A 12,047-nucleotide genomic window follows, 5' to 3' on the forward strand; every position below is an offset into this window, starting at 1 on the left:
GTAGATATAACCTGAAAAACAGCAACAACAGTTATAAAATCAGCGCCCCAAATCGTGCATGGCATTAATCTCGATCGCACATCTTTGAGTCAGCGCTTGCAACTCCTCGCGATCCGACGAACCGGGCGCTTCAATTAGCTTGCCAATTCGCACCGTCAGCGGCACCGGACGCGGCATTCCAGAACCTTTCGACGAAATCGCGTGAGTTCCCCACAAACTAACAGGTAACAGCGGCGCTTTTGCCTTAGCAGCTATCAGCGCAGCACCTAATTTCGGTTCAGTAATTCTGCCGTCTGGCGTGCGAGTTCCCTGCAAAAATACACCCGTCGCCCAGCCATTTTCCAAAGAGTTGATAGCCGAGCGAATTGCACTGCGATCGGCACTTTCCCGCTTAACTGGATAAGCACCGTAAAGCGTAATTGCCTGCTTCAAAATAGGAACTTTAAATAACTCTTCCTTTGCCATAAATGCGACGGGCCTCCTCATGCAATTCGACAAAATCGGAGGGTCAAAATCGCTGGCGTGATTGCTGACTACCACCACCGGCCCTTCTGTCGGAACATTTTCTGCACCGTAGATGCGGCCTCGAAAGTACAGGTGCAGCATCGGGCTGACAATTGACCATTTAAATAAATAGTAGAGAAGTAAACTTTCAACTGGTTCGCGACTTTTGCTCACAGAAAAACCTTAAATTTTAAATTACATCGAATATTAGCCTATCAGTTCAGCAATCAAAAAAGTAGCACTACACGGATTTTGACACGGATACACGGATAGGCCCAGCGATCGCACTGTTTAGCTAATTGGCTAAGTTGACTATCATCACTGTATCCGTGTTTATGCGCGTCGTGCTGTTAGATGATTCGGCAGTTGAAACCGCTTTGCAAGCTGGTGTAGCGCCAGAATTTATTCTGGCGAATTCTTTGCAAAGGCTCAATTTCCGGCCAGCATAGCTTTCTGTCCCTCCGAAGAAGTCGCGTAGCCCAAGAAATCCTTAACTGCTTGGCTAGGAGGATTTTTGTAGGCGTAGTACAACTTCCGCTGGTAAGGATAGTTACCAGCATCCGTAGTCGCACCGTTGATTGGAACAACGCGCCCCGTTTTCTGATTGACGACTTGAGCGAAAGTCGCATAGCCTATGCCGTTGTTGCCTAAAGCTTGCAGCAGGGGAGTTGTCGCATCTCGATCGAGCGTGGTAATATTTGCCGTCGTGCCAAACTCGCCACCTCGGAGCACTTGTTCTTTAAACGTTTGGTGAGTGCCACTAACTGCGGGTCTGTTAATTACTTTCATCGGGCCCGCCGGGCCGCCGACTTTCGACCAGTCTTGAGTATTTCCCTTAAAAATATCTTGAACTTGAGCCGAGGTTAAACCTCCTTTGAAAGGGTTGTTAATGCCAACTACAATGGCGATCGTATCTAGGCCAACAGGCACCGCTGCCAAACCCTGACCTTGTGGTTGAGCCGTCAAAGGCTGCGATACCGCAGCAATATCGGCTGTTCCTGCCACCAAATCTTGAATTCCCTTTGCAGAACCGTTAGCTTGGGAATCAACTCTAGTGCCAGGAAACTTGGCTTGAAAGCCATTCTTAAGATTGAGGTTGATTGTCACCATACTGGTAGAACCTTGAATCCTGACAGTCGTACCCGCAGGAACAGAAGCTGGAAGCGCAAAGGAACTAGCTGCAACAGGCGAAGAAGCACCGCCGACTACTGGCGCGACGGGAAGTGGGACGACATCGCCTGCAGGTGTGGGAGTGGGGGGATTGTTACTAACATCTTGCGACGCTGGTTTGTTGAGAAAAAAGAACCAACCGCCACCGGCTAGCAAGAGAAATAACAGGATAAAAACTATGGGGGGAGGCCCGCTCTTCGCCATAAAATTGTCCTTAGCTGGGAAGTTCTTTGTTGTTGGAGTCGTCTAACATTTGTAACCTACGATTAACTTCATCGTCTAAGGTCATATTTTCTAATTCGGCCTGAAGTCTTTCTTGGGGGTTCTCAGATATTTCTGCTAAAGCTTGCTGTTTGAGGTTGCGGCCGTGGACGGCGTTTTTGGCTTGCTCAAACTGCGATCGAGCTGAATCTATACTGAGGTCGTTGTTGACTTTGGATATGGCTCCGAGGGCTTCGTTAATCTCTGCCATATCTTTCATATTTTGCATATCGGTTTTGTAAGCTTCCAGCTTCATCCGTTCTCGATTTAGCTTGTCTTTGGAAGCGTTGACGTATTGTTCGGCTTGTTTTACTTGGGATTCTAATTGCGGCAGAATTTGTTCTGTCTGAATTACCTTCGCCATTGCCAAGCGAGCTGCTTCTTCGTTGCCATTGCGCTGGGCTGTGATGGCTTGGCGCTCTACGGTTTGCATTTCCCTAACTTTTTCTTCATATTTCGTTTTGGCGCGCTGGTAGGCTGCAACTTGGGTGGACACTGCTGCTGCTAGCTTTTGCACTGATTCTTGCATGGATCGCAGTGACTCTTCGGCTACCGCCACCGACACCTGGCCGCCGGATTCTACGGGCAGTCCCCACATCCAGTTCCAGGCACCTACTATGGTTCTGCCTGCCTTGTCGCCCATCAACCAGTAAAGGACTTTTTTCATATAAGTAGCAGATAAGCTTGGTTTTTATGCCTAGTGTATATCAGGATTTGTCGATCGCCCCGTCAATCGATTTTAGATTTTAGATTTTAGATTTTAGATTTTAGAATTGAAGCATTGACCCCACGGATAAATTCGGGAGATCCTTTATCGGATACAGGTTTTTTATTTCTGGACGGATGAATCCGGGGGCTTGTATCATGGATGCTTTCGGTCAGGTCGATCGATTTCTCGATTTTTGATTAATATTGTCTAACTGTCTGGATCGTCTATCCCCAATTTGCAAAACAGGCAATATTCGGATTTGCCTGTTTTGCGATTCGTTTTTGGGCAATCTTCGGATCGATTAACTCTCAATTTTATAACCTGCCGTTTAATAACAGGCTAAAAATAGATTAAGCGGGTAAATCTGCAAAACTGCTAACATTTACCAATGCTAAATCGGGACAAGTCCGTTTGATCAAACCTGTGAGAACTTTGCCGGGGCCAATTTCCACTACCCGATCAATTCCTTGTTGTGGCAATTGCAGGGAAATTTCTCGCCACCGCACGCCTTTGGTCATCTGCTGAGTCAACCGCTGCTTTAAAGTGGCTGCGCTGGTAGTGGCTGACGGTTCTGCGTTCGAGAGCACCAGCATTTTAGCATCGGAAAACCTTGCAGACTTTAAGGCTAGTTGAAACTCGGCAGCCACTGATGCCATCAGGGGAGAGTGAAAAGCACCGGAAACATTCAATTTAACGGCGCGTTTGACTTTGATTTTGGCAAGCAAATCTTCTACTGCTGCGGGCGTTCCAGAAATCACGACTTGTGCTTCGCTGTTGTCGTTTGCCAGCACCACGTCTCGGCTGTATTGAATTTGCAGTTCTAGTTCCTGCCTGTCGAACCCGATCAAAGCCACCATTTGACCGCCGGAGGCAGTGTCCATGAGTTCGGCGCGACGTTTGACTAAGCGTAATCCGGTTTCAAAGTCAAAGACGCCTGCTGCGTAGAGGGCAACATATTCTCCTAAACTGTGACCGGCAACTACCGCTGGTCGATCGCTTTTTTCTCGCACTAAGTCGGCCAAAATACTTTCTACTACGAACAAGCAAGGCTGAGTGTAGAGAGTCCGAGATAGTTTTGCTTCTTCTTTTTGGCAAACTTCCGGGACAGACCAGCCTAAAATTTCTTTAGCGAGCTCAAATTTGGCTTTGGCTGTTGGCAAGTTTAATAAGTCTGCACCCATCCCGATCGCCTGGGAACCTTGTCCGGGAAATACCCATGCTGTTTTAGTCATTTTTCCGGTAATCTGCTAATTGGTGGTTGCTAATTGGTGATTGCAAAAATTCTTTCTTTCCCGCTTCTAAGTTCGCTCGCTGGTATCCGCTATCTTTCGGTTAACGAACTCTCTACTCGCGACTCATAATTCTAACATCTAACTGCGATTTTTACCAGGTTTATTTTTTTTTGCTACTTTAATTTGATTAATAGGCGTAGCACAATTTTCAACCTTCAAACCGGGGAAAGTCGATCGAAGAATAGAGGATGTTCCATTTCCGCACGCCCTTGTCAATAACTGCTGTCCGGCTGGTGCACCGCTGCGAACCTTGCCCTATGTATGGCGTGTTAAAGGATTTGTATTTTACTCGATCGAACTCCCGACAATAACCGGAGCAAGTTTACAGCCGGCCGCCAAATATTACCTTCCCCATTGAAAAATCGCAGCCCCCCAAGTCAAACCTGCACCGAAACCAGCAGCAGCAATAGTATCGCCCGCTTTAACTTTACCCAGACGCACGGCTTCGTCTAAGGCAAGGGGAATTGAAGCGGCTGAGGTATTGCCGTAATTCGCCAAATTGCTGATTACTTTTTCGGGGGGAATCTTTAGCCTTTGGGCAACTGCATCAAGAATCCGCTGATTGGCTTGGTGCAACAACAGCCAGTCAATTTCGGCGACGCTGATATTGGCCCGAAACATAGCTTTTTCTATGACTTCCGGCACTTTTCTCACGGCAAAGCGATAGATTTCTTGACCATTCATTGTGATGGGTTCAAATCCGCCAACTCCGACGCTGACGCCCTCAATTAATTCTTTTGACTCGGCTTTGTAAGCCAAATTGAGAGACGAATTTTGTGTGCCGTCGCTGCGAATTTCAAATCCCAAAAAGGAATCGACTTCTGAAGCTTGCAATACCACCGCACCTGCACCGTCTCCAAATAGAATGCAAGTACCCCGATCCGACCAATTCACCCAGCGAGATAAAATATCTGCTCCGATCAGCAAAACATTTTGATAAACCCCTGTCCGAATGAACTGCGAGGCTGTCACTAAACCAAAAATAAAGCCCGAACAAGCTGCTGTTAAATCAAAAGCCACAGCTTTTGTCGCGCCCAATTGATATTGAATTTTACTGGCAGTGCCAAACAAATCGTCAGGACTCGAAGTCGCCAAAATAATTAAATCGATATCTGTCGGCGAAATTTCTGCCATGGCGATCGCCTTTTGAGATGCCTCTGTGGCTAAATCGCACAAAGAAGTGCGATCGTCCGCCAGCCTGCGGGAACGAATGCCCGTCCGCGCGCCAATCCACTCGTCAGAAGTTTCTACTATCTGACTCAAACCGTTATTATCCAGCGAAACCTGCGGTGTACAAGAACCGCTACCTGTGACGGCAATGCCGAACCCTGATTGCTGCAACATTCCTCTCCATTTATGAGCGATCCATCTAGAAATTAAAAATTAAAAACTCCCAATTAAAATTATTTTTTAAACTTCTGAAATTACTTTTTTTAAGCAAAACAGTTGGTTTAAGCTGACATTTTTAATTTTACATTTTTAATTTTTAATTCCTACTTACTGCCTCTAATTCACAGCTTCTTGTTCCAGAGCGCTTTGGTTATTGGACGATCGAATTCGCTCCAGCACTTGGTTGTCAATAGCCTCCTTCGCCAAACGAATGGCATTAAAAATCGAGCCAGCTTGAGACGAACCGTGGCTGATAATGCAAACTCCAGCAACGCCCAATAGCAAACCGCCGCCGTGTTCAACGTGGTCTACCCGCTGCTTGAATCCTTGCAAGCTTTTTTGCAGCATAGGGTCGTTCATTTGATGTTGGAGTCCTTTGACCAACTCTTCCTTAAGCACCTGGACTACGACTTCGCCCACAGCTTCGGCAAACTTCAACAACACGTTGCCTACAAACCCGTCGCAGACAATCACGTCGAATTTCCCCGACAGCACGTCGCGGCCTTCGGCATTGCCCACAAAAGGAATGTTCGGGTTGTCCACCAATAACTGGTGAGTTCGCACTGCGGCGTCGTTGCCTTTAGAAGGTTCTTCGCCAATGTTGAGCAGGCCGATTTTAGGTTCGGCGACGCCCAGCACGCACTGGCTGTAAATAGTTCCCATAAGAGCGAACTGCTCCAAAAATTTGGGGCGGCAGTCCACGTTAGCGCCAACATCGAGAATGAGTACAGAGCTGCCCGGTATCATTGTCGGCAAAACCGCACCGATCGCAGGGCGATCGATTCCGGGGAGCCGGCCCAACCTGAGCAGGGCAGCAGCCATTGCCGCGCCGGAGTGACCGGCGGACACCACAGCATCAGCTTGCTGCTGCTTTACCAAGTTCATCGCTACGTTAATCGAAGCGTTGGGCTTGCGTTTGAGGGCACTCAAAGGTTCTTCGTGCATTTCCACCGCTCCTTCAGAAGGAACGATTTCTAGCTGACCTGTACAGACGCGGCCGAGCGCGTCTTGTTGCCGGAGCGAGTCTTCTATTTGCTGCGGGTCGCCCACGAGCAAAATCTCTACGCCTAATTCTTCTTGTGCCTTAAGCGCTCCAGCTACAACCTCGGCGGGGGCATGATCCCCACCCATAGCGTCTATTGCAATTCTTGCGCGTGTCGATCCCATTGACCAATGTTTGAGAAACACTAAAAATTCTACCAGGAAGTCAGGAGCGTGAATCCATAAGTCTGAATAAAGAACTAAAATCCGCTCGCTAGGGCGATCGGACAATTCTTATTTCCGACTACTCTGATAGAACTTGTTTTGTCACTACTTTACTATTTTTGACGGCATATTGAAAAAATCAATGAAATAGTTTACATGACCGCAAGCACTTTAGTCCGGGAACGCCGGATTCATCCGTGGAGCAAGAAAAAAGCTCCCCATCCTCATCACTTGCCCCCGGATTTATCAGTGGGAGCGCTTTCTTCAATTCTTTAATCTCAAATCTCAAATCGATTGACTTTAGGAGTAAAAAATGCTGGATTTATTTAGCTCAGGGATGATGTCTCTGTGGCTGGACATGGCTGGGGTAGGCACTGCCGCGCCTAATGCTGCGTCAGTGCTGGCTTGGCGGGGAGGGATACCCGGGTTAGTGGTGGCCGAAGATTTGGCTTTTGGGCGAATAAATGCGGCAAATCCAGACTTGCCTGCAGAAGCGACAGTGCGGGAATATTTAAAAGAGTTGAAAGACAAAAACCTGATTGATGGAAATCAGGGAATTTGGGTGCAAGCGGGAATGGTGCCACTGGTAAGTCAGCAGGGGAAGACGCTGATGCCTGGGGCTTCGCTGACTAAGATTGCAACTTCTCTGGCGTCGCTGGAGACTTGGGGCCCTGATTATCAGTTTGAAACGCGGTTCCGGGGAACTGGGCCGATTAGGAATGGGGTGTTGCAGGGAGATTTGGTGGTCAGCGGCGGGGGCGATCCGCTGTTTGTGTGGGAGGAGGCGATCGCCGTTGGCAATGCTCTCAATCAAATGGGTATCAATCGTGTGGCAGGGAATTTGGTGGTGACAGGCAATTTTCGCATGAATTATCAGTCCGATCCTTTGGCCGCGGGGGAGATACTGCGGCAAGCTCTTGAGGGTAGCAATTGGCCTGCGGACGTGGTGGCAATGTATTCTAAGATGGCTCCGGGAACTAGAAAGCCGCAAGTAACGGTGGCCGGCAGCGTCATTGCTGAGAAATTTGTGACTTCGGGGCGTTTGCTGCTGAAGCGCCGATCGCTCCCTTTAGCCGAAATTCTCAAGCAGATGAACGTCCACAGTGATAATGAAATAGCTCAGATGCTGGCAGACGATTTGGGCGGGGCAAAAATAGTGCAGCAGCAAGCGACTTGGGCTGCGGGGGTGCCGGAGGAGGAACTTCAATTAGTTAACGGTTCGGGATTGGGAGTGGAAAATCGGATGTCTCCGAGGGCGGCTTGTGGGATGATGCAGGCGATCGGGCGCAACCTTCAGACGACTGGGCTGACGATTGCTGACTTGTTTCCGGTGTCCGGGCGCGATCGAGGAACTTTGGAACACCGACACATTCCGCGATCGGCTGTGGTGAAAACTGGTACTTTGGACACGGTGATTGCTTTGGCTGGAGCCATACCCACGCGCGATCGGGGTTTAGTGTGGTTTGCAATTATTAATCGCGGCACCGATTGGGACTCTTTGAGAGCACAGCAAGATATATTTTTGCAAAAATTGGTGCAGCAGTGGGGAACTGTATCGATTTTGCCAGTAGCAATTACACCGCACATTGACGGCGCCAGACCTGCCTTAGGGGCAGCAAATCGTAGCGATATTTTGGTCGGAGGTTAAGAAATAGGGGTTGAGTTGGGGTTCGGGGAAGGAGCACTGACAAAATAGCTTAGAATTGAAACAAGACTATTGTGCAAGAAGATGATCAAACTGCGATTGAAGAGATACGGGAAAAAACGCGAGACAAGCTACCGGATTGTAGCGATGAACAGTTCTACCCGCCGCGACGGCCGTCCCTTAGAAGAGCTCGGCTATTACAACCCCAGAAATAACGAAACCAGGCTGGATGTTCCAGCGATTGTCAAGCGCCTGCAAGACGGCGCTCAGCCAACTGACACTGTGCGTGACATCCTGAGAAAAGCCCATGTATTTGAACAAGTCGGAGCCGGAGCCAACGTTGAATCCAGCACAGCAACAGTCAGCTAGTCCCAACTATGCTGGACTGGTTAAGTTTTTAATTGGGCCTTTTTTAGAGACCCCAGGCTCTTTGCGGGTTGATTGCGAACTGCACCCGCGCCAATCGCGGGTCTGGGTTAGGCTGGCTTTTGAAGATCCCGACAAAGGCCGGGTTTACGGTAGGGGCGGACGCAATATTCAGGCGATTAGAACTACGCTCGAAGCGGTGGCGCAGACGGCGGGTCAGTCGCTCTACTTAGATATATACGATGGTGAAGCGGGTGATCGCGGATCTGGCCCGCCCAGGGGCGATCGCGATCGCCCGGATCGCGACCGCCCAGATCGCGATCGGCCAGATCGTGGCTCGCGGGAGCCGCGAGGCGACTTCCGACCCCGGACGCCACCTCCGTCGCCGAGTCCCTTAGCTAGCAGAACTCCGAGAGAACAACCTCGCCGTACTAACACACCTACGTTTAGAACGAGCAGAAATACTCCCGGTTATTAGCTAACTGCAGAACCCAGAAAGAATTTTAGATTTTAGATTGCCTGTTGTAGACTTTGTATTACAAGCCCCGTTTGGTTTGAAATTGCCGATTTTGCGATCGGAAACAAATGTAAAATTTAAAATTTCAAATGTCAGCGGCATCAGGTTAATCTAAAATCTAAAATTTCCCATCTAAAATCTAAAATTGCCTGACTTAATAGAAGGGAGATTTGATTTGTGCCTCAAGCACCAAACTCATTTGGGAGCTAAATCTAAAAGACGCCTTAGATACTAGGTAAAACCTAGTAACTGGCGTCTTTTTGTTCGCAAATAGTGACAGGTTGAACGTTTAGTTGTTAACTATTAATTGCTTATTTGGAGGAGCTTATGTTGGCATGAATGAAAAACTAATAATAGAGTTACCGAGCACCCAAAGCGCAATGTCGCTGGCCGGTCATCAAGAAGAAAACCTGAAAATGATCTCTAAGCAAACCGGTGCTAACGTGGTAATGCGAGGGCAAGAACTGCTGATTTCCGGCACAAAAAGTCAAGTAGAATTGTGTCATAAATTAGTGCGATCGCTCTCCGACTATTGGAAATCCGGCAAAAATATTACCGGAGTTGAAATCCAGACGGCGCGCCAAGCTTTGGATACCAACCGCCAAGGCGATTTACAAGACTTGCAGCGAGACGTTCTCGCCAGAACCCGCCGCGGCGAAGAAATTAGAGCCAAAACCTTCAAGCAGCGGCAATACGTCCAAGCAGTACGCACGCACGACCTGACATTTTGCATTGGCCCCGCTGGTACTGGCAAAACATTTCTAGCGGCTATTTTCGCCGTGCAAGCCCTGTTGAGCAAGCAGTACGAACGGCTAATTTTAACAAGACCAGCCGTGGAAGCTGGCGAAAAATTAGGGTTTTTGCCGGGAGATTTGCAGCAAAAAGTCGATCCATATTTGCGCCCGCTTTACGACGCCCTGCAAGAAATGATCGACCCTGAAAAAATGGCTGATTTAATGGAAAGAGGCTTGATCGAAGTAGCTCCTTTAGCTTATATGCGGGGGCGTACTCTCAGCAATGCTTTCGTAATTTTGGACGAAGCTCAAAATACGACGCCGGCTCAGATGAAAATGGTGTTGACTCGTCTGGGCTTTCGATCGAGAATGGTAGTAACGGGGGATATCACTCAAACAGATTTGCCGCCAAACCAACAGTCGGGATTGTCAGTCGCCCAAAACATTCTACGCAACGTTGAGGGCATTGCTTTCTGCGAATTCTCTCAGGCGGATGTAGTGCGACATCCTCTAGTGCAGCGGATTGTCGCTGCTTACGAACTGCACGAAACATAGTCATTAGTCATTAGTCAGTAGTCAGTAGTCAGTAGTCAGTAGTCAGTAGTCAGTAGTCAGTAGTCATTGGTTGTTAGTTATTGTTGTTTTTAATTACCAATAATCAATGCCCAATGTCCCATGCCCAATGCCCAATGCCCAATGCCCAATTCCAAATACCCAATACCCAATTCCAAAATTAAATTATGCCTAACCTGAAAGAGTTCTTGGAAGCTTGCGAACAATTGGGAACGCTGCGTTTAATCGTGACTAGCAGCGCGGCGGTGCTGGAAGTGCGCGGTTCAATTCACAAGCTGTTTTATGCGGAGTTGCCGAAGGGAAAGTATGCCAATATGCACGCCGAAATATTTGAGTTCCACCTAAATATGGATAAAATAAAACAGGTGAAGTTTGAAACGGGTGAGGCGAAAAGAGGGAATTTCACTACTTATGCAATCCGTTTTATCGACGAACAAAATGAGGCTGCTTTGAGCGCGTTTTTGCAGTGGGGAAAGCCGGGTGAATACGAACCAGGACAGGTGGAAAATTGGCACGAATTGAAGGAAAAATACGGGGAGGTTTGGGAACCCGCACCTGTTGAGGCGCTTTAAAACATAGGTTTTTTCACCTTTAAATTGCATATAGGGGGCGGGCAGGATGCCCAACCTCTACTCCCCAAAAGCAGAACATATATTTTTGTGCAACAGGCATCTTGCCTGTTTATGAAAATGGTATAAAGTAAGATGTTTAAGTGATTTGTTGTCTAATTGTTGAATTAATGAACCGCAGAGGGCGCAGAGAACGCAGAGAAGAGATAAAGAAGAGAAAGAGAGACAGAAAGTTAGTTGTTTGAATGTAATTGGGTATGAAGGTAATTTGGGGTTTTTGTCTGGTTTTGGCGGTACTGCTGTGGGGTGGCGGTGCGAGAGCGGGGGTTTTGGGCGATCGCATATCAAGTTTTCCCGATTGGGAAAGCAAGCCTTCTATCGCTGTAGCTAAGGGAGATTTGGTATATCCAGACTGGATGGCGGGGAATTGGAATGTTGCTAGCACTTTGGTAGATTTAGCCTCTCCTTTAGCGCCAAATATTGTCACGCCAGGGTTTGAAAGCAACCGCCAGTATTTGCAGCAGCCGATATTATTTAAAGTGCGATTTCAACCTAAAAAAAATCTTGGGTTAATTTCTAATTTAACATTTAAAAAGGCTCAAAAGATTGTAGCCGATCGCAATTTTAACGGTTTGAATATTGCCAAGGCTTATTTAGGCGATCGTGGCGTACTTTCAGTGAAAGTCGATCCGACCAATTCCAACCGCCAAATTACTGTTTTGAAAGGGGAACGCCAATTAATTTCGATTGTTACCAGTCGGGGAACTGAGACGCCGAATCCTCGCGAGTTTGTGTCTACAGAGATTTCTCAGCAGATTTTTCGGGGAGAGTCTGATATTTATTTAAACGAGGTGGAAACTACAACTGCTTATCAAGTTGTTGGAGGTGGGAAAAATGGCGATTCTGCGAGTAAAAGAATTGAGGCGGATCAGGTGACAGCGATTTATTTGTCGCCACAAGACCCGGATTATTTTGTGGCTGGGGGGCATCCTGTGGCTTTGTACCGATATCGGTTGGAGTTGGTGCGGGCATAATTAGGGCTTGCTGAAAAAGCCTAAAACCCTTACATCAAAAGACTTTGGCTCCTGACAGCGCTGAGCATGTGTAAGATT

The 12,047-nt window shown here is 47.9% G+C and carries 13 protein-coding genes; 7 read left to right on the forward strand and 6 right to left on the reverse strand.

Translation table 11 applies throughout. The features are described from left to right. Positions 1-39 precede the first annotated feature (39 nt). Positions 40-678, reverse strand: a complete 639-nt coding sequence (locus QT979_RS20340; protein ID WP_333213637.1) for a lysophospholipid acyltransferase family protein — start codon at positions 676-678, stop codon at positions 40-42. A gap of 134 nt (positions 679-812) precedes the next feature. On the opposite strand from QT979_RS20340, the gene QT979_RS20345 reads away from it, so the two are divergent. Then, the gene (locus QT979_RS20345) at positions 813-953 is read left to right on the forward strand and encodes a hypothetical protein (protein ID WP_333311518.1); all 141 of its coding nucleotides are present in this window, start codon (positions 813-815) and stop codon (positions 951-953) included. On the opposite strand, the gene QT979_RS20350 is transcribed toward QT979_RS20345, so the two are convergent. From QT979_RS20350 to plsX, 5 genes are all read right to left on the reverse strand, one after another. After that, positions 934-1,878 (reverse strand): phosphate ABC transporter substrate-binding protein, encoded by a 945-nt coding sequence (locus QT979_RS20350; protein WP_333311519.1) that lies wholly within the window; start codon positions 1,876-1,878, stop codon positions 934-936. The two genes, QT979_RS20345 and QT979_RS20350, sit on opposite strands and share 20 nt — an antisense overlap. A gap of 10 nt (positions 1,879-1,888) precedes the next feature. Beyond that, positions 1,889-2,602 carry a PspA/IM30 family protein gene (locus QT979_RS20355; protein WP_333213643.1) on the reverse strand — a complete coding sequence of 238 codons (714 nt, stop codon included), beginning with the start codon at positions 2,600-2,602 and terminating at the stop codon, positions 1,889-1,891. Positions 2,603-2,994: 392 nt separating this feature from the next. After that, positions 2,995-3,876 carry an ACP S-malonyltransferase gene (fabD, locus tag QT979_RS20360; protein ID WP_015175203.1) on the reverse strand — a complete coding sequence of 294 codons (882 nt, stop codon included), beginning with the start codon at positions 3,874-3,876 and terminating at the stop codon, positions 2,995-2,997. A gap of 402 nt (positions 3,877-4,278) precedes the next feature. Continuing rightward, positions 4,279-5,280 carry a beta-ketoacyl-ACP synthase III gene (locus QT979_RS20365; RefSeq protein WP_333213645.1) on the reverse strand — a complete coding sequence of 334 codons (1,002 nt, stop codon included), beginning with the start codon at positions 5,278-5,280 and terminating at the stop codon, positions 4,279-4,281. Between the two features lie 162 nt (positions 5,281-5,442). Continuing rightward, positions 5,443-6,492 carry a phosphate acyltransferase PlsX gene (gene plsX / locus QT979_RS20370; RefSeq protein ID WP_333311521.1) on the reverse strand — a complete coding sequence of 350 codons (1,050 nt, stop codon included), beginning with the start codon at positions 6,490-6,492 and terminating at the stop codon, positions 5,443-5,445. Positions 6,493-6,844: 352 nt separating this feature from the next. On the opposite strand from plsX, the gene QT979_RS20375 reads away from it, so the two are divergent. The 6 genes from QT979_RS20375 to QT979_RS20400 all read left to right on the forward strand — a co-directional run bounded on the left by QT979_RS20375 (position 6,845) and on the right by QT979_RS20400 (position 11,969). Beyond that, positions 6,845-8,179: a D-alanyl-D-alanine carboxypeptidase gene (locus QT979_RS20375; RefSeq protein WP_333213649.1), complete on the forward strand. Its 1,335-nt coding sequence runs from the start codon at positions 6,845-6,847 to the stop codon at positions 8,177-8,179. Positions 8,180-8,260: 81 nt separating this feature from the next. Further along, positions 8,261-8,545: a 30S ribosomal protein S16 gene (gene rpsP / locus QT979_RS20380; RefSeq protein WP_333085027.1), complete on the forward strand. Its 285-nt coding sequence runs from the start codon at positions 8,261-8,263 to the stop codon at positions 8,543-8,545. After that, positions 8,484-9,020, forward strand: coding sequence for a KH domain-containing protein (locus tag QT979_RS20385; protein WP_333069122.1), 537 nt, complete (start codon positions 8,484-8,486; stop codon positions 9,018-9,020). The genes rpsP and QT979_RS20385 overlap by 62 nt, the downstream gene beginning before the upstream one ends. A 374-nt stretch (positions 9,021-9,394) precedes the next feature. Continuing rightward, positions 9,395-10,348 (forward strand): PhoH family protein, encoded by a 954-nt coding sequence (locus QT979_RS20390; RefSeq protein ID WP_333213651.1) that lies wholly within the window; start codon positions 9,395-9,397, stop codon positions 10,346-10,348. A 185-nt stretch (positions 10,349-10,533) separates the two neighbouring features. After that, positions 10,534-10,938: a ChuX/HutX family heme-like substrate-binding protein gene (locus QT979_RS20395; protein ID WP_333227309.1), complete on the forward strand. Its 405-nt coding sequence runs from the start codon at positions 10,534-10,536 to the stop codon at positions 10,936-10,938. Positions 10,939-11,192: 254 nt separating this feature from the next. Then, the gene (locus QT979_RS20400; protein ID WP_333311520.1) at positions 11,193-11,969 is read left to right on the forward strand and encodes a DUF6816 family protein; all 777 of its coding nucleotides are present in this window, start codon (positions 11,193-11,195) and stop codon (positions 11,967-11,969) included. Positions 11,970-12,047: the final 78 nt, after the last annotated feature.

The sequence above is a fragment of the Microcoleus sp. w2-18bC1 genome, assembly GCF_036700365.1.
In the GTDB taxonomy this organism is placed as follows: domain Bacteria; phylum Cyanobacteriota; class Cyanobacteriia; order Cyanobacteriales; family Microcoleaceae; genus Microcoleus.

Bases quoted from the DNA above. Each gene is read 5' to 3' on its own strand.
- fabD (WP_015175203.1), bottom strand. From the start codon at position 3,876: ATGACTAAAACAGCATGGGTATTTCCCGGACAAGGTTCCCAGGCGATC.
- QT979_RS20355 (WP_333213643.1), bottom strand. From the start codon at position 2,602: ATGAAAAAAGTCCTTTACTGGTTGATGGGCGACAAGGCAGGCAGAACC.
- QT979_RS20350 (WP_333311519.1), bottom strand. From the start codon at position 1,878: ATGGCGAAGAGCGGGCCTCCCCCCATAGTTTTTATCCTGTTATTTCTC.
- QT979_RS20375 (WP_333213649.1), top strand. From the start codon at position 6,845: ATGCTGGATTTATTTAGCTCAGGGATGATGTCTCTGTGGCTGGACATG.
- rpsP (WP_333085027.1), top strand. From the start codon at position 8,261: ATGATCAAACTGCGATTGAAGAGATACGGGAAAAAACGCGAGACAAGC.
- QT979_RS20395 (WP_333227309.1), top strand. From the start codon at position 10,534: ATGCCTAACCTGAAAGAGTTCTTGGAAGCTTGCGAACAATTGGGAACG.
- QT979_RS20385 (WP_333069122.1), top strand. From the start codon at position 8,484: ATGTATTTGAACAAGTCGGAGCCGGAGCCAACGTTGAATCCAGCACAG.
- plsX (WP_333311521.1), bottom strand. From the start codon at position 6,492: ATGGGATCGACACGCGCAAGAATTGCAATAGACGCTATGGGTGGGGAT.
- QT979_RS20400 (WP_333311520.1), top strand. From the start codon at position 11,193: ATGAAGGTAATTTGGGGTTTTTGTCTGGTTTTGGCGGTACTGCTGTGG.
- QT979_RS20390 (WP_333213651.1), top strand. From the start codon at position 9,395: ATGAATGAAAAACTAATAATAGAGTTACCGAGCACCCAAAGCGCAATG.
- QT979_RS20365 (WP_333213645.1), bottom strand. From the start codon at position 5,280: ATGTTGCAGCAATCAGGGTTCGGCATTGCCGTCACAGGTAGCGGTTCT.